At 71.0% G+C, this 15,978-nt stretch carries 13 protein-coding genes and 2 tRNA genes; 4 read left to right on the top strand and 11 right to left on the bottom strand.

The genetic code is table 11. The features are described 5' to 3' along the window. Positions 1–139: 139 nt before the first annotated feature. Together IE326_RS17565 and IE326_RS17560 are read right to left on the bottom strand one after the other, a co-directional pair. Positions 140–1,279 carry a sensor histidine kinase gene (locus IE326_RS17565; protein WP_150228187.1) on the bottom strand — a complete coding sequence of 380 codons (1,140 nt, stop codon included), beginning with the start codon at positions 1,277–1,279 and terminating at the stop codon, positions 140–142. A 219-nt stretch (positions 1,280–1,498) separates the two neighbouring features. Continuing rightward, positions 1,499–4,120, bottom strand: coding sequence for a valine--tRNA ligase (locus IE326_RS17560; protein WP_190041989.1), 2,622 nt, complete (start codon positions 4,118–4,120; stop codon positions 1,499–1,501). A 138-nt stretch (positions 4,121–4,258) separates the two neighbouring features. On the opposite strand from IE326_RS17560, the gene IE326_RS17555 reads away from it, so the two are divergent. After that, positions 4,259–5,191 carry a hypothetical protein gene (locus IE326_RS17555; protein ID WP_190041988.1) on the top strand — a complete coding sequence of 311 codons (933 nt, stop codon included), beginning with the start codon at positions 4,259–4,261 and terminating at the stop codon, positions 5,189–5,191. A 69-nt stretch (positions 5,192–5,260) separates the two neighbouring features. Here the strand turns inward: IE326_RS17555 and clpX are convergent, their stop codons facing one another. From clpX to IE326_RS17530, 5 genes are all read right to left on the bottom strand, one after another. Then, positions 5,261–6,544: an ATP-dependent Clp protease ATP-binding subunit ClpX gene (gene clpX, locus IE326_RS17550; RefSeq protein WP_150228190.1), complete on the bottom strand. Its 1,284-nt coding sequence runs from the start codon at positions 6,542–6,544 to the stop codon at positions 5,261–5,263. Positions 6,545–6,700: 156 nt separating this feature from the next. Then, positions 6,701–7,363: an ATP-dependent Clp protease proteolytic subunit gene (locus tag IE326_RS17545; protein WP_030755466.1), complete on the bottom strand. Its 663-nt coding sequence runs from the start codon at positions 7,361–7,363 to the stop codon at positions 6,701–6,703. Positions 7,364–7,428: 65 nt separating this feature from the next. Beyond that, on the bottom strand, positions 7,429–8,046 hold the full coding sequence (locus IE326_RS17540) for an ATP-dependent Clp protease proteolytic subunit (protein ID WP_030755469.1): 618 nt from the start codon (positions 8,044–8,046) through the stop codon (positions 7,429–7,431). A gap of 264 nt (positions 8,047–8,310) precedes the next feature. After that, the gene (tig, locus tag IE326_RS17535; protein ID WP_150228191.1) at positions 8,311–9,696 is read right to left on the bottom strand and encodes a trigger factor; all 1,386 of its coding nucleotides are present in this window, start codon (positions 9,694–9,696) and stop codon (positions 8,311–8,313) included. 185 nt (positions 9,697–9,881) lie between these two features. Next, positions 9,882–9,958, bottom strand: a tRNA-Pro gene (locus IE326_RS17530). Positions 9,959–10,089: 131 nt separating this feature from the next. On the opposite strand from IE326_RS17530, the gene IE326_RS17525 reads away from it, so the two are divergent. After that, positions 10,090–10,160, top strand: a tRNA-Gly gene (locus tag IE326_RS17525). Between the two features lie 69 nt (positions 10,161–10,229). On the opposite strand, the gene IE326_RS17520 is transcribed toward IE326_RS17525, so the two are convergent. Together IE326_RS17520 and IE326_RS17515 are read right to left on the bottom strand one after the other, a co-directional pair. Then, a complete protein-coding gene (locus IE326_RS17520) occupies positions 10,230–10,424 on the bottom strand; it encodes a hypothetical protein (protein WP_030755475.1) in 195 nt (64 codons plus the stop codon). Positions 10,425–10,541: 117 nt separating this feature from the next. After that, a complete protein-coding gene (locus IE326_RS17515; RefSeq protein ID WP_190041987.1) occupies positions 10,542–11,687 on the bottom strand; it encodes a PP2C family protein-serine/threonine phosphatase in 1,146 nt (381 codons plus the stop codon). A 106-nt stretch (positions 11,688–11,793) separates the two neighbouring features. On the opposite strand from IE326_RS17515, the gene IE326_RS17510 reads away from it, so the two are divergent. Further along, on the top strand, positions 11,794–13,023 hold the full coding sequence (locus tag IE326_RS17510) for a GNAT family N-acetyltransferase (protein ID WP_150228193.1): 1,230 nt from the start codon (positions 11,794–11,796) through the stop codon (positions 13,021–13,023). A 7-nt stretch (positions 13,024–13,030) separates the two neighbouring features. Here the strand turns inward: IE326_RS17510 and IE326_RS17505 are convergent, their stop codons facing one another. Together IE326_RS17505 and IE326_RS17500 are read right to left on the bottom strand one after the other, a co-directional pair. Then, positions 13,031–13,837: an Fpg/Nei family DNA glycosylase gene (locus IE326_RS17505; protein WP_190041986.1), complete on the bottom strand. Its 807-nt coding sequence runs from the start codon at positions 13,835–13,837 to the stop codon at positions 13,031–13,033. Continuing rightward, positions 13,837–14,331: a ribose-5-phosphate isomerase gene (locus IE326_RS17500; protein WP_190041985.1), complete on the bottom strand. Its 495-nt coding sequence runs from the start codon at positions 14,329–14,331 to the stop codon at positions 13,837–13,839. The genes IE326_RS17505 and IE326_RS17500 overlap by 1 nt, the downstream gene beginning before the upstream one ends. Before the next feature lie 208 nt (positions 14,332–14,539). Here IE326_RS17500 and IE326_RS17495 point away from each other — a divergent pair, with 208 nt between their 5' ends. After that, a complete protein-coding gene (locus IE326_RS17495; RefSeq protein ID WP_190041984.1) occupies positions 14,540–15,976 on the top strand; it encodes an amino acid permease in 1,437 nt (478 codons plus the stop codon). Positions 15,977–15,978 lie beyond the last annotated feature (2 nt).

Below are 15,978 nucleotides of genomic sequence, written 5' to 3'. Positions count from 1 at the left end.
GTGGGGACGGGGCCGTACGGGGGCGGAGCCGCACGCGGCGGGCGGAGCCGCACGCGGAGGGGGCGGAGCCGCACGGGGGCGGACGGGGCCGGCGGGCGGGTCCGGCGGTCGTGTGCGTGCGCGGGAGCGGACCCGCGGGTCAGCGGTGGAGGCCCGCGGGGAGACGGGCCTCCACGCCGTACGTGCCGTCCCGCCGGGTGGTGGTGAGGGTGCCGCCCATGCTGGCGACCCGTTCGCGCATGGAGACGAGGCCGGTGCCGGTGGAGACCGGGGCGCGGTCCGGCGGCTGCTTCGGCAGCGGGTTGCGGACCTCGATCCGCAGGTCGGGGCCGACCACGTCGATCACGACCCGGACGGGCAGGCCGGGGGCGTGCTTGGCCGCGTTCGTCAGGCACTCCTGGACGACCCGGTGGACGGCCGTCTGCCGCAGCGGCGACAGCGCATTCGCCTCCTCGGCGACGCGCAGCTCCACGGGGCTGCCCATCCGCTCGCTCTCGGCGGCGAGGTCCGCGAGGCCCTCCAGGCCCCGGGTGGCCTCCTCCCCGTCGGCGCGCCGCACGATCGTCTCGTTCAGCATGAGGTGGGCGCGCCGGGCGGTGTCGGCCAGCTCCTCGAAGTCCTTCTGGTGCGCCTCTCCCCTGGCCCGCACGGCCAGCACCTCGGCGCGGACCGCGAGCACGGTCAGCTCGCGCCCGACGAGGTCGTGGACGTCCCGGCCGACCTGGATCCGCTCCTCCTGGACGGCCTGCCGGGCGGCGGCCTCGCGCCGCTGCGCCTCCAGGGCGCGGACCAGGTCGTGGCGGTGCGCGGCGATGCCGACGCCCGCCGCGAGGACGCCGATCGGGACGACCAGGCTCAGGAAGTCGCTGAGGGTGTCGCCGTGCCGGGCGGGCCAGCCGGGCGTCAGGAAGAGGCCGTACGCGACGGCGATGTAGAGCGCGGTGGCGCCGACCGCGACCCGCCGGCCCCGGAAGCGGCCGAGCGAGTACAGCGCGAACTGGATCATGGTCAGTTCGTGGAGCCAGCCCATCAGGCCGAGCGCCACCACGTACGGCACCCAGGGCGCCCGGCGGCGCAGCACCAGGGTCGCGGCGCCCGCCGCGAGGACCAGGGTGGCGGTGACGCCGGTGAGGGAGTTGTCCGCCCGGGCCAGGCCCGGCACGTCCAGGACCATGAGGCCGAAGGCGCTGAGCGCGGTGACCACGTCGAGGGCGCGGGGCGAGACGGCCCACCGGTCCACGCAGCGGCGGAGCGCGGAGACGGAGGGGAGGCGGAGCATGCCTCCATCATCCAGGGTCCTTGGTCCCGACGCCGTGGACCCGAAGTCCCGTCTGCTGTGACATCAGGCACTTCGTCCGCATTCCCGTTCGGCTCGGCACCGTGTCCGGCACCCCCCTGGAACCCGGCGTCGGCCCGGTGGCGACCGGGTCCTGACCCGCCCCGGACACGCGGAAGGGGCCCGGGACCGTGACGGTCCCGGGCCCCTGTCGCGTACGGGCTACGCCTGCGGCAGGCGGTTCAGCTGGGCCTGGATGCGGGCGATGTCCTCGTCCGCCTTGGCCAGCCGGCCCTTGATCTTGTCCACGACGTTGTCGGGGGCCTTCGCCAGGAACGCCTCGTTGCCGAGCTTGGCCTCGGCCTGGGCCTTCTCCTTCTCGGCGGCGGCCAGGTCCTTCGCGAGCCGCTTGCGCTCGGCGGCCACGTCGATGGTGCCCGACAGGTCGAGCGAGACCGTCGCGCCGGCGACCGGCAGGGAGGCGGTGGCCTCGAAGTCCTCGCCCTCCGGCTGGAGGCGCAGGATCTGGCGGATGGCCGCCTCGTGCGCGGCCAGCGCGGTGCCGTCCAGGTCCAGCCGGGCGGGCACCTTCTGGGCGTCCTGGAGGCCCTGCTCCTTGCGGAAGCGGCGGACCTCGGTGACGACCCGCTGGACCAGCTCGATCTCCTTCTCGGCGGCCTCGTCGCGGAAGCCCGAGTCCTTCGGCCAGTCGGCGATCACGAGGGACTCGCCGCCGGTCAGCGTGGTCCACAGGGTGTCCGTGACGAACGGGACGATCGGGTGCAGCAGCCGCAGCATGACGTCCAGGACCTCGCCGAGGACCCGGCCGGAGACCTTGGCGCCCTCGCCGCCGGCGAAGAACGTGGTCTTCGACAGCTCGACGTACCAGGCGAAGACCTCGTCCCACGCGAAGTGGTAGAGCGCCTCGCTCAGCTTCGCGAACTGGAAGTCGTCGTAGTACGCGTCGACCTGCGCGACCGTCTCGCCCAGGCGCGACAGGATCCAGCGGTCGGTCGCCGACATCTCGGAGGCGTCCGGCAGCGGGCCCTCGATGGTGGCGCCGTTCATCATCGCGAAGCGGGTCGCGTTCCAGATCTTGTTGGCGAAGTTCCGGGACGCCTGGACCCAGTCCTCGCCGATCGGGACGTCGACGCCCGGGTTGGCGCCCTTGGCCAGGGTGAAGCGCAGGGCGTCGGAGCCGTACTTGTCCATCCAGTCCAGCGGGTTGACCGTGTTCCCGAACGACTTCGACATCTTCTTGCCGAACTCGTCGCGGACCATGCCGTGGAAGGCGATCGTGCGGAACGGCGGCTGCCCGTCCATCGCGTACAGGCCGAACATCATCATCCGGGCGACCCAGAAGAACATCAGGTCGTAGCCGGTGACCAGGACGGAGTTCGGGTAGAACTTCTCCAGGTCGGGCGTCCGCTCCGGCCAGCCCATCGTGGAGAACGGCCACAGGCCGGACGAGAACCACGTGTCGAGGACGTCCGTGTCCTGGGTCCAGCCCTCGCCGGTGGGCGGCTCCTCGTCGGGGCCGACGCAGACCAGCTCGCCGTCCGGGCCATGCCAGACCGGGATGCGGTGGCCCCACCACAGCTGGCGCGAGATGCACCAGTCGTTGAGGTTGTCGACCCAGTCGAAGTAGCGCTGCGACATGTCGGCGGGGTGGATGTCCACCCGGCCGTCGCGGACGGCGTCGCCGGCGGCCTTGGCGAGGGTCTCGACCTTGACCCACCACTGCATCGACAGGCGCGGCTCCAGTGTCGTCTTGCAGCGCGAGCAGTGGCCCACGGCGTGGACGTACGGGCGCTTCTCGGCGACGATCCGGCCCTCGGCGCGCAGGGCGGCGACGATCGCGGAGCGCGCCTCGAAGCGGTCCAGGCCCTGGAAGGGGCCGTGGACGGTGATCACGCCGCGCTCGTCGAGGACCTCGATGGACTCCAGGTCGTGGCGCTGGCCGATGGCGAAGTCGTTCGGGTCGTGCGCCGGGGTCACCTTGACGGCGCCGGTGCCGAACTCCGGGTCGACGTGGGCGTCGGCGACGACCGGGATGGTGCGGTCGGTCAGCGGCAGCTTGATCCGCTTGCCGATCAGGTGGGCGTAGCGCTCGTCGTCCGGGTGGACGGCCACGGCGGTGTCGCCGAGCATCGTCTCGGCGCGGGTCGTGGCGACGACGATGCTGTCCTCGCCCTCGCCGTACTGCATGGAGACGAGCTCGCCGTCGTCGTCCTGGTAGTCCACCTCGATGTCGGAGATGGCCGTCAGACAGCGCGGGCACCAGTTGATGATGCGCTCGGCGCGGTAGATCAGCTCGTCGTCGTAGAGCTTCTTGAAGATGGTCTGGACGGCGCGGGACAGGCCCTCGTCCATGGTGAAGCGGTCCCGGCTCCAGGCCAGGCCCTCGCCGAGGCGGCGCATCTGGCCGGCGATCTGGCCGCCGGACTCGGCCTTCCACTCCCAGACGCGCTCGACGAACGCCTCGCGGCCCAGGTCGTGGCGGGACTTGCCCTCCTTGGCGAGCTCGCGCTCGACGACGTTCTGGGTGGCGATGCCGGCGTGGTCCATGCCCGGCTGCCACAGCGTCTCGTAGCCCTGCATGCGCTTGCGGCGGGTGAGGGCGTCGATCAGCGTGTGCTCGAAGGCGTGGCCCAGGTGGAGCTGGCCGGTGACGTTCGGCGGCGGGATGACGATGGTGTACGCCGGCTTGTCGCTCTTCGCGTCCGCCTCGAAGTACCCGCGTTCCACCCAGCGCTCGTACAGCGGGCCCTCTACCTCGGCCGGCGTGTACTGGGTCGGCAATTCGGCGGTGGCTGCTGTCTGCTGCTGAGTGTTCTCGGTCACGAGCCCAGTTTAGGGGGGTCGCGGCCCTGTCCCGAAACACGATGGTTCGGTAACGGTGTGACCCCCGCCGCCCCATCACGGGGCACCTTCCGCCAGGATGTTCGCTACGCATAAACGTCCTGTGAGGGGAAGCAGTAGATGAGCTACAACCAGCCGGGTCCGTACGGCGGCCAGCAGCCGCAGCAGCCCGGACCCTACGGCCAGCAGCCCGGCCCGTACGGCCAGCCGCAGGCCCCGCAGCCCGGTTACGGCTACCCCCAGCAGGCCCCGCAGGGCGTGCCGCCGCAGCAGCCCTACGGCTACCCGCAGCAGCCCAACCCCTACGGCCAGCAGCCGCAGTACGGCGCCCCCCAGGGCCCCGGCGGCTACGTGCCCCACCCCCCGGCCCCGAAGAAGTCCAAGACCCCGCTGATCATCGGCGCGGTCGCCGTCGTCGCGGCGATCGCAGTCGGCGCGTACTTCCTGATCGGCGGCGGTGGCGGCGCGTCCGTCGCGAACGACGGCCCGCACAAGCTGGTCACGCCGGAGACGGTGCTGGGCGAGTACAAGAAGTCGGCCAACAGCGACAAGGCCCAGAGCGAGGACGACGATTTCATCAAGGACGCCGCGAAGTTCGGCGTCAAGAACCCGCAGCGTGCCAACGCCCAGTGGGAGGTCAAGGACGAGAGCAACCCGCTGAGCGGCAAGCTTCTGCAGTTCGGTGGCGTCTGGGGCGAGATCGAGGACCCCGAGAAGACTGTCGACGCCCTCTTCGCCAACATGAAGGCCGAGTCCGAGAAGGAGAAGGACTCCGAGGCCCAGCTCGTCGGCGACCCCAAGTCGGTCACGCCCGAGGGCCTCGACGGCGCCGTGATGAAGTGCCAGGAGATCAAGTCGAAGCCCGGCGCGGAGTCCGGGGGCCTCGGCCCCAAGGAGGTCACCATGCCTGTCTGCGTCTGGGGTGACCACAGCACCGTCGGCTACGTGATGCACATCAACATCGCCGACATGATGACCGGCAAGGGCGGCACCATCGACGACGTCGCCGCGATCGCCGCCAAGCTCCGCAAGGAAGTCCGCGTCAAGCTCTGACGCACCGACCGCACGCGAAGGGGCGCCCCGCCGGATTCCGGCGGGGCGCCCCTCGCTTCGTGCCTGCGGTTACGCCGACTTCTCGTGGCGGCCGTCGTTCTTGACGATCCTGGGGACCAGGGTCGGGTTCACGTTGTTGCGGACGACGTCGGCGGTGATGACGACGCGGGCCACGTCCTTGCGGGAGGGGACCTCGTACATCACCGACTGGAGGACCTCCTCCATGATGGCGCGCAGGCCGCGCGCGCCGGTGCCGCGGAGGATGGCCTGGTCGGCGATGGCCTCCAGGGCGGGGCGGTCGAAGTCCAGCTCGACGCCGTCGAGTTCGAAGAGGCGCTGGTACTGCTTCACCAGTGCGTTGCGCGGCTCGACGAGGATCTTGAGGAGGGCTTCGCGGTCCAGGTTGTGGACCGAGGTGATCACGGGGAGGCGGCCGATGAACTCGGGGATCATCCCGAACTTCACCAGGTCCTCCGGCATGACCTCCTGGAACTGGTCGCTCGCCTCGATCTCGCGCTTGGAGCGGATGGTCGCCCCGAAGCCGATGCCCTTGGCGCCCGCCCGCGACTCGATGAGCTTCTCCAGACCGGCGAAGGCGCCGCCCACGATGAAGAGCACGTTCGTCGTGTCGATCTGGATGAACTCCTGGTGCGGGTGCTTCCGGCCGCCCTGCGGCGGGACGGAGGCCGTGGTGCCCTCCAGGATCTTCAGGAGGGCCTGCTGCACGCCCTCGCCGCTCACGTCCCGCGTGATCGACGGGTTTTCGCTCTTACGGGCGACCTTGTCGATCTCGTCGATGTAGATGATCCCGGTCTCGGCCTTCTTGACGTCGTAGTCGGCGGCCTGGATCAGCTTGAGCAGGATGTTCTCGACGTCCTCGCCGACGTAGCCGGCCTCCGTCAGCGCCGTCGCGTCGGCGATGGCGAACGGGACGTTGAGCATGCGGGCCAGGGTCTGGGCCAGGAGCGTCTTGCCCGAACCCGTGGGACCCAGCAGCAGAATGTTGGACTTCGCCAGCTCGATGGCGTCGTCACGGCCCTGCGCGCCGCCGTTCTCGCCGGCCTGGACGCGCTTGTAGTGGTTGTACACAGCGACCGAGAGGGCCTTCTTCGCCGGCTCCTGGCCGACGACGTAACCCTCCAGGAACTCGTAGATCTCGCGGGGCTTGGGGAGTTCCTCCCAGCGCACCTCGCTCGTCTCCGCGAGTTCCTCCTCGATGATCTCGTTGCAGAGGTCGATGCACTCGTCGCAGATGTACACACCGGGTCCCGCGATGAGCTTCTTCACCTGCTTCTGGCTCTTTCCGCAGAACGAGCACTTGAGCAGGTCGCCGCCATCACCGATGCGTGCCACGAGGTGCTTCCCCTTCGCCTGGGAGCCGCTTGGTTCAGCGACTCCTGGTGCCTCATATTCGACGGTACCTTGCCGGGCCCCCCGTTCGGGCCCCCCTTGGCACGGTTCACATGGTCGCGATTCGGCCACACGAGCCGTGCCAGGGAAGGTCGGACGTCAGTGCGCGGCGGCGGCCGTGCTCTTGCGGGTGGAGACGATCTGGTCGATCAGGCCGTACGCGAGGGCGTCCTCGGCCGTGAGGATCTTGTCGCGCTCGATGTCGTCGCGGATCTTCTCGATCGGCGTCGAGGAGTGCTTGGCCAGCATGGTCTCCAGCTGGTCGCGCATCCGCAGGATCTCCTTGGCCGCGATCTCCAGGTCGGAGAGCTGCTCGCGGCCGGTGCCGCCGGACGGCTGGTGGATCAGCACGCGGGCGTTCGGCAGGGCCATCCGCTTGCCGGGGGTGCCGGCGGCGAGCAGCACGGCCGCGGCGGAGGCCGCCTGGCCCATGCAGACCGTCTGGATGTCCGGCTTCACGAACTGCATCGTGTCGTAGATGGCCGTGAGCGCGGTGAAGGAGCCGCCGGGGCTGTTGATGTAGATCGAGATGTCCCGGTCCGGGTCCATCGACTCCAGGCACAGCAGCTGCGCCATGACGTCGTTGGCGGACGCGTCGTCGATCTGCACGCCGAGGAAGATCACGCGCTCCTCGAAGAGCTTCGCGTACGGGTCGTACTCGCGCACGCCCTGCGAGGTGCGCTCGACGAAGCGCGGGACGACGTAGCGGTTGTCCATCGGCGCGCCGGTGTACAGGCCGCTCGGGGAGAGGTTGTTCTGCATGTGGGTGTTCACCGTCCTGGTGGCGTTCGGCGGGGGGCTGGGGTTCTTCGGCGGGCCGTCGGCGCTCAGGCGCCCGTGCCGCCGCCGCCCGGAACACCCGCGGCGTGCGTGATGATGTCGTCGATGAGGCCGTACTCCTTGGCCTCCTCCGCGGTGAACCAGCGGTCGCGGTCGCCGTCGCGGATGATCGCCTCGACGGTCTGGCCGGAGTGGTGCGCGGTGATCTCGGCCATGCGCTTCTTCGTGCGAAGGAGGTACTCGGCCTGGATCTTGATGTCGGAGGCGGTGCCGCCGATGCCGGCGGAGCCCTGGTGCATCAGGATGTCGGTGTTCGGCAGCGCGAAGCGCTTGCCGGGGGTGCCGCCGGTGAGCAGGAACTGGCCCATGGAGGCGGCCATGCCCATGCCGATGGTGACGACGTCGTTCGGGATGTACTGCATGGTGTCGTAGACGGCCATGCCGGCCGTCACCGAGCCACCGGGGCTGTTGATGTAGAGGAAGATGTCCTTCTCCGGGTCGGCGGCCAGGAGGAGCATCTGGGCGGTGATCTTGTTGGCGATGTCGTCGTCGACCTGCTGGCCGAGGAAGATGATGCGCTCGCCGAGCAGCCGGTTGTAGACATGGTCGCCGAGGCCGCCACCGATGGACGGCTCACCCGCGGCGTAAGGCTTCAGATTCGTCACGTATCCACCTGCTCGTCTCCGACGGCCCCGGGCCGTCTCCGCGTCTCGTTCTGAGGGCAGTGCCCCCGTATTCATGGACCCTAACGCGCAGGTGGGACAACGCCATCCCGGTTCCCGAACTGTTCGCTGGGAGCGCAAGGTGAGCGACGGGCGCATGAAAGGGGCCGGGTACGTCCACGGGCCCGGACGCACTGCTGTGCGTCCGGGCCCGTGGCGCGACGGAAGCGCGCGGGGCGCGGGGCCCCGGCGTCGGCCTGGTGGGGCCTACTTCTCCTCGGCGGCCTCGGCCTCGCCGGTGACGGCCTCGACCGTCTCGGCGGCGGCCTCGACCTCGTCCTCGTCGTCGGAGAGGTCCACAACCTCGCCGTTGGTGTCGACGACCTTGGCGGCCTCGACGACGACCGCGAGGGCCTTGCCGCGGGCGACCTCGCCGACCAGCATCGGCACCTGGCCGCCCTGGACGACGGCCTGGGCGAACTGGTCGGGGGACATGCCGGAGGAGGCGGCACGGCGGAACAGGTGCTCGGTGAGCTCGTCCTGCTCGACGTTCAGCTTCTCCGTGGAGACCAGCTCGTCGAGGAGGAACTGGGTCTTGATGCCCTTGACCGCCTGCTCCTTGGTCTCGGCCTCGAACTCCTCGACCGTCTTGCCCTGGAGCTCCAGGTACTTCTCCAGGCTCAGGCCCATCTGGCCGAGCTGGTGGTGCTCCAGGTTGTGCTTGCGGGTGTTGACCTCGTCCTCGAGGAGCTTCTCGGGGACGGGGATCTCCGCCAGCTCCAGGAACTTCTCCAGGACGCGCTCCTGGGCCTGGGTGGCCTGGTCGAACTGCTTCATGTTCTCGAGGCGCTTGCGGCTGTCGGCCTTGAGCTCGTCGAGGGTGTCGAACTCCGAGGCCATCTGCGCGAACTCGTCGTCCAGCTCGGGGAGCTCGCGGGCGGCGACGGCGGTGACCTTGACGGTGACCTCGGCCTCCTTGCCCGCGGCCGAGCCGCCCTTCAGCTCGGAGGTGAAGGTGGCCTCGCCGCCGGCCTCCAGGCCGGTGACGGCGGCGTCGATGCCGTCGAGCAGCTCGCCGGAGCCGATGGTGTACGAGACGCCGTCGGCGATGCCGTCGGGCAGCACCTCGCCGTCGACCTTGGCGGTCAGGTCGACCGTCACGACGTCGCCCTCGGCGGCGGCGCGCTCGACCGGGTTGGTGGACGCGAAGCGCTCGCGGAGCTGCTCCACGGACTTCTCGACGTCCTCGTCGGTGACCTCGATGGCGTCGACCTCGACCTCGATGCCGGAGTAGTCCGGGATCTCGATGGTCGGGCGGACGTCGACCTCGGCGGTGAAGGCCAGCAGCTCGCCGTCCTTCAGCTCCGTGATGTCGACCTCGGGCTGACCCAGCGGGTTGACCTCGGCCTCGTTCACGGCCTCGTTGTAGAACTTCGGGAGCGCGTCGTTGACGGCCTCCTCCAGCACGGCGCCGCGGCCGAACCGCTGGTCGATCACACGAGCCGGGATCTTGCCCTTGCGGAAGCCCTTGACCGTGACCTGCTGGTTGATCTTCTTGTACGCCGCGTCGAGGCTGTCCTTGAGCTCCTCGAAGGGCACCTCGACAGTGAGCCGAACCCGGGTCGGGTTCAGGGTCTCCACGGCGCTCTTCACGGTTCGGTCTCCTTGTGGCTGATTCCTGGATTCCGGACGGGCCGCGCGGGGCGGTTCCGGCCGATGGGCCCGGTCAGAAAGACACACGGGCACGCAGCTTGCATAGTAACCGCACGTGGGACGGGGCCCACAACGTGATCAAGAACCCGCGAGGTCGGAGCCGTCGGGGATCGCGAGGATCGTGCTGGTCGGGGTGGCGGGATTTGAACCCACGGCCTTCCGCTCCCAAAGCGGACGCGCTACCAAGCTGCGCCACACCCCGTCGGTGCGACACGTAGGGTACATGTACGGGGACGCTGCGACGCCCCCTGTTTCCGGGGGCGTGCACGGACGGCTCCGGACCGGCTACGATGCTTCCGTGCCGCGCCGGTTCCGACCTGCGGCGCGTTCCGTGCGGGCGTAGCTCAATGGTAGAGCCCTAGTCTTCCAAACTAGCTACGCGGGTTCGATTCCCGTCGCCCGCTCTGTGTACGCCTCCGGGCCCGGTTCCTCACTGAGGAACCGGGCCCGGAGGCGTTTCCGGGACCGGCGGATCAGAACTTGATGCCGCTGATCGTCCGGCCTATGGAGTCCAGGAAGGTCTGGATCTCGTCGGACATGCCGGTGAAGGCGAGGAAGAAGCCGAAGAGGACGGCGACGGCGGCCGGGCCCCCCTTGAGGCTGCCTCCTCGGATCATCACCACGAGGACGATCGCCAACAACAGCACCATCGGCAGCGAGACGGCCACAACTGATCACACCCTCGGTCGGTTCCACTGGCCCGGGGGCGTGCTTTCCGGACACCCCCCGCGGCTCCATCGTCCCACCAAGCCCCTTGCCCCCACCCGGGGGTGACGAACCGTCGTTCAGGCGGGGCGGGAGATGATCAGGAGGGCGCGGTCGTCGTTGACGTCCTTGGCGACCGCCTCGATGAGGTGCCAGGCGACGCCCTCGAAGCCGCCGGGGACGCAGCGGTCGGCCTCGCCGGTCAGCCGGTCGATGCCCTCGGCGAGGTCGCGGTCGGCGGCCTCGACCAGGCCGTCGGTGAAGAGCATGAGGACGTCGCCGGGGTGCAGGGTGCCCTTGACCGGGTGGAACTCGGCGCCGTCGTAGACGCCGAGGAGGGGTCCGTCGCCGTCCTTCTCCTCCCAGCGGCCGGTGCCGGAGTGGAGCTGGAGCGCGGGCAGGTGGCCGGCGGAGAAGAGCTCGTAGTCGCCGGAGTCGAGGTCGAGGACGAGGTGGACGGAGGTGGCGAAGCCCTCGTCCCAGTTCTGCCGGAGCAGGTAGCCGTTGGCGGCGGGCAGGAAGCCGTGCGGCGGGAGCGAGCCGAGGAGGCCGCCGAAGGCGCCGGAGAGCAGCAGGGAGCGGGAGGCCGCGTCCATGCCCTTGCCGGAGACGTCGGTGAGGACGACCTCCAGGGTGCGGCCGCCGTGGGTGCGGGCGGCGACCACGAAGTCGCCGGAGAAGGACTGGCCGCCGGCCGGGCGGAGCGCCATCTCGCGGTGCCAGCCGCGCGGCAGCCGGGGCAGGGCGCTCTGCACCCGGAGCCGCTCGCGCAGGTCGAAGAGCATGGTGCCGCCGCGCCGCCAGGGCACTCCGACGCGGGCCCGGAACTGGGCGATGAGCAGGCCGAAGAGGCCGCAGGCGGCGACCACCAGGACGGTGCCGGGGGTGACGCGGGCGGGCCCCTCGCCGTACGGGCCGAGGATCGCGGACTCGACGATCAGGCCGCCGGCGGCCGCCGCGTACAGGGCGAGGAGGCTGGCGGGGCGCAGCAGCAGCCCGCCGGCCACGATCGGCAGGACGAGGGCGACCGGGGAGCACCAGACGGGGTCGAGGACGGTGCCGCAGACGATGGCGGGGACGGTGAGGAGGAGGCCGGCGAGGGCGAGGCGGTCGGAGGTGCCGCCGCGGAAGTAGTCGACACCGGTCCGGCGCAGCGCGACGCGGGCCCGGCGGACGCGCCTGCGCAGCCGGGCCCCGTACGTGTTCACTCCCGTGCGGTCACCCATTGGCCTGGACCCTATCCACCCGGGCCGCTCCCGTGCAGGGGTACCCCGGTGACAAGGCGGCCGAAAACGGGTCGCCCCGGGCACGATCCGCTGCTATCGATGGCATATGACTACTGAATTGCGGGTGCTCGACCCCTCGGAGTGGGACCGCTGGTTCGCGGCGCTGGAGCTGGCCTTCGGGGGCCTGGCGGAGGAGCCGGAGGAGCGGGCGCTGTGGCGCGACCTGACCGAGTGCGGGCGGTCGCTGGGCGTCTGGGACGGCGACCGGGCGGTGGGGACGGCGGGGGCGTTCTCGTTCCGGCTGACGGTGCCGGGCGGGGCGGCGGTGCCGGCGGCCGGGGTGACGATGGTGAGCGTGGCCGGAACGCATCGCAGGCGCGGGCTGCTGACCTCGATGATGCGCCGGCAGCTCGACGACGTGCGGGCGCTGGGCGAGCCGCTGGCGGTGCTGACCGCCTCCGAGCCGGTGATCTACGGGCGGTTCGGTTACGGGGCGGCGACCTGGTCGCAGCGGGGGACGATCGACACGACGCGGGTGCGGCTGGACGTGCCGGCGGGCACCGACGAGGTGGCGCTGCGGATGGTGCCGGCGGAGGAGTCCACGGCGGTGACCGAGGCGGTGTACGCGCGCATGGCGCCGCTGCGGCCGGGGACGACGCTCCGCGCGCCGGGCTGGGAGCGGCTGCCGGTGCTGGACGCGCCGGGGTCGCGGAACGGCTCGTCGCCGCTGCTGTGCGTGGTGGCGGAGCGGGCCGGGGAGGTCGTGGGGTACGCGTACTACACGATCAGGGCGGACTGGAGCTGGGCGGGCGCGAACGGTTCGGTGGGGGTGCGCGAGCTGCGGGGGCTGGACCCGGTGGCGGAGGCGGCGCTGTGGCGGTTCCTGTGCTCGGTGGACCTGACGACGACGGTGCGCTTCGACAGCCGTCCGGTGGACGACGCGTGGCAGCACCTGGTGTCGGACGTGCGGCGGTGCGAACCGACCGTGCGGGAGGGGCTGTTCGCGCGGCTGGTGGACGTGGGCGCGGCGCTGGAGGCGCGGACGTACCAGGCGCCGGTGGACGTGGTGTTCGAGGTGGCGGACGCGTTCTGTCCGTGGAACGCGGGGCGGTGGCGGCTGTCGGGGGACGCGAAGGGCGCGGTGTGCGAGCGGACCTCCGACGCCGCCGATCTCTCCCTGTCCGTACGGGAGTTGGGCGCGGCCTACCTGGGCGGCACGTCCCTGGCGGCGCTGGCGGGCGCGGGCCGGGTCGCCGAACTGCGGGAGGGCGCGCTGGCGGAGGCGTCGCTCGCCTTCGGATCCGCCGTGGCGCCCTGGCTGCCGCACGGCTTCTAGGTCGCGCTCACGCCTGGCAGGTCGGGCACCAGAAGAGGTTCCTGGCCGCCAGGTCCGCCGTGCGGATCTCCGTGCCGCAGAGGTGGCACGGGAGGTTCGCCCGGCGGTAGACGTAGACCTCGCCGCCGTGGTCGTCGACGCGCGGCGGGCGGTCCATCGCCTCGGGGGTGTGCTCGGGGCGGACGGTGTCGATGCGGTTCAGGCGGACGCCCTCGCGCATGAGGGCCACGAGGTCGTCCCAGAGGGCGGTCCACTCCCCCGCCGTGAGGTCGCGGCCCGCGCGGTACGGGTCGATGCCGTGGCGGAAGAGGACCTCGGCGCGGTAGACGTTGCCGACGCCGGCGATGACCTTCTGGTCCATGAGCAGGGCGGCGATCGTCGTGCGGGACTTCGAGATCCGGCGCCAGGCCGCGTCGGGGTCGTCGGCCTCGCGGAGCGGGTCCGGGCCGAGCCGGTCGTGTATCGCCCGCTTCTCGGCGTCGGTGATCAGCGCGCAGGTGGTGGGGCCGCGGAGGTCGACGTACGACTCCGGGTTCGCGAGGCGCAGCCGGACGGTGTCGGCGGGCGGCGGGGCGGGGGCGCCGCCGAAGGCCACCTTGCCGAAGAGGCCCAGGTGGATGTGGACCCACTGGTCGCGCGGGAAGCCGAGGAAGAGGTGCTTGCCGTGCGCCTCGGTGGTCTCCAGGACCTCGCCGTCGAGGAGGGCGGCGGAGTCGGAGAACTTGCCCTGGGGGCTGGAGGCGCGCACGGGCCGGCCGCCGAACCGTTCGCGGTGGTCGGCGGCCAGCCGGTGGATGGTGTGCCCTTCGGGCATCAGGCGGTGGGCTCCTGCGGGTGGTGGGCCGGGATCGGGGGGAGCTCGCCGGTGGTCTCGTACGCGCTCAGCATCTCGATCCGGCGGGTGTGGCGCTCGTCACCGGAGTACGGGGTGGCGAGGAAGATCTCGACGAACTTGGTCGCCTCCTCCTCGGTGTGCATGCGGGCGCCGACGGCGACGACGTTGGCGTTGTTGTGCTCGCGGCCGAGGGCGGCGGTCTGCTCGCTCCAGGCGAGGGCGGCACGGACGCCCTTCACCTTGTTCGCGGCGATCTGCTCGCCGTTGCCGGAGCCGCCGATGACGATGCCGAGGCTGCCCTCGTCGGCGGCCGTCTTCTCGGCGGCGCGCAGGCAGAAGGGCGGGTAGTCGTCGAGGGCGTCGTAGATGTGGGGGCCACAGTCGACGGGCTCGTGGCCGTGGGCCTTGAGCCACTCCACGAGGTGGTTCTTGAGTTCGTAGCCGGCGTGGTCGGAACCGAGGTAGACGCGCATGGCTCCGAGTGTGGCACGGCCGGGACGGGGCAGGCGTCAGCGGGGTCGGGACCTCGGTCCCGGCGGGTCACGGACCTTCGTCCCGTCTGGTCCGGACCTTATGTCCCGAATCACGATCCGGAATCAACTCTTCCGTACCGGCCGGTCGCCGGGTTTCATGGCTCCGGCTCGCGACCCGAGCCACCCCCCACACCCGAAGGAAGCGTTCATGAACACGCAGCCGACCCTCGCCGAGGAAGGCGACACCACCGGCGACCCCGGCGCGGCCCCGTCCTCCGACGGCCTCAAGGCCGGGCTCAAGAACCGCCACCTGTCGATGATCGCCATCGGCGGCGTCATCGGCGCCGGCCTCTTCGTCGGCTCCGGCGCCGGCATCGCCGCCGCGGGGCCCGCGATCCTCCTCTCCTACGCGCTCGTCGGCGCGATGGTCGTCTTCGTGATGCGGATGCTCGGCGAGATGGCCGCCGCCCGGCCCTCCTCCGGCTCCTTCTCCGCCTACGCCGACCAGGCGCTGGGCCGCTGGGCGGGCTTCACCATCGGCTGGCTGTACTGGTTCTTCTGGGTGGTCGTGCTGGCCGTCGAGGCGACCGCGGGCGCGGTCATCCTGGAGGGCTGGGTCCCGGCGGTGCCGCAGTGGGCGTGGGCGCTGATCGTGATGGTGGTGCTCACCGCGACGAACCTGGCCTCGGTGGCCTCGTACGGCGAGTTCGAGTTCTGGTTCGCCGGGATCAAGGTCGTGGCGATCGGCGCCTTCGTGGTGATCGGCCTGCTCGCGGTCTTCGGCGTGCTGCCGGGCTCGGACAACCCGGGCGCGGGCTTCGCGCACCTCACGGACGCGGGCGGCTTCATGCCGAAGGGCGCGGGCGCGATCCTGACCGGCGTCCTGATGGTCGTCTTCTCCTTCATGGGCAGCGAGATCGTGACCCTCGCGGCGGGCGAGTCGGAGGACCCGCAGCGGGCCGTGACCAAGGCGACGAACAGCGTGATCTGGCGGATCGGCGTCTTCTACCTGGGCTCGATCTTCGTGGTCCTGACGCTGCTGCCGTGGAACGACCCGTCGATCGTGGAGAAGGGCTCGTACGTCGCCGCCCTCGACTCCATCGGCATCCCCGCGGCCGGCCAGATCATGAACGTGATCGTGCTGACCGCCGTGCTGTCCTGCCTGAACTCGGGCCTCTACACGGCCTCCCGGATGGCCTTCTCGCTCGGCCGGCGCGGGGACGCGCCGAAGGGCTTCGCGAAGGTCGACAAGCGGGGCGTGCCGAAGGCCGCGATCCTCTCCTCGGTCGTCTTCGGCTTCGTCGCGGTGTTCTTCAACTACCAGTGGCCGGACACCGTCTTCGCCTTCCTGCTGAACGCCTCCGGCGCGGTGGCGCTCTTCGTCTGGCTGGTCATCTGCGTGACCCAGCTGCGGATGCGCGGGATCATCCTGCGCGAGTCGCCCGAGAAGCTGGTCGTGCGGATGTGGCTCTTCCCGTACCTGACGTGGGCGACGATCGGCATGATCGTCTTCGTCCTCGGCTACATGCTCTACGACGGCGGCAGCGCCCGGGAGCAGGTCGTGCTCTCGCTCCTCGTGGCCGCGCTGGTGCTGGCGGTCGCCCTGGTCCGCGAGCGGACCCGGAAGACCGCCGCCCGGGGCTGACC

The organism is Streptomyces filamentosus, from assembly GCF_014654895.1.
Lineage (GTDB): Bacteria > Actinomycetota > Actinomycetes > Streptomycetales > Streptomycetaceae > Streptomyces > Streptomyces filamentosus.
The sequence above is the reverse complement of the archived record's forward strand: the minus strand, read 5'-3'. Positions and strand labels throughout refer to the sequence as shown.

Excerpts from the sequence above, each read along its gene's own strand:
- IE326_RS17565 (WP_150228187.1), bottom strand. The coding sequence starts at position 1,279 with ATGCTCCGCCTCCCCTCCGTCTCCGCGCTCCGCCGCTGCGTGGACCGG.
- IE326_RS17555 (WP_190041988.1), top strand. The coding sequence starts at position 4,259 with ATGAGCTACAACCAGCCGGGTCCGTACGGCGGCCAGCAGCCGCAGCAG.
- IE326_RS17545 (WP_030755466.1), bottom strand. The coding sequence starts at position 7,363 with ATGCAGAACAACCTCTCCCCGAGCGGCCTGTACACCGGCGCGCCGATG.
- IE326_RS17515 (WP_190041987.1), bottom strand. The coding sequence starts at position 11,687 with ATGGGTGACCGCACGGGAGTGAACACGTACGGGGCCCGGCTGCGCAGG.
- IE326_RS17510 (WP_150228193.1), top strand. The coding sequence starts at position 11,794 with ATGACTACTGAATTGCGGGTGCTCGACCCCTCGGAGTGGGACCGCTGG.
- IE326_RS17505 (WP_190041986.1), bottom strand. The coding sequence starts at position 13,837 with ATGCCCGAAGGGCACACCATCCACCGGCTGGCCGCCGACCACCGCGAA.
- IE326_RS17500 (WP_190041985.1), bottom strand. The coding sequence starts at position 14,331 with ATGCGCGTCTACCTCGGTTCCGACCACGCCGGCTACGAACTCAAGAAC.
- IE326_RS17495 (WP_190041984.1), top strand. The coding sequence starts at position 14,540 with ATGAACACGCAGCCGACCCTCGCCGAGGAAGGCGACACCACCGGCGAC.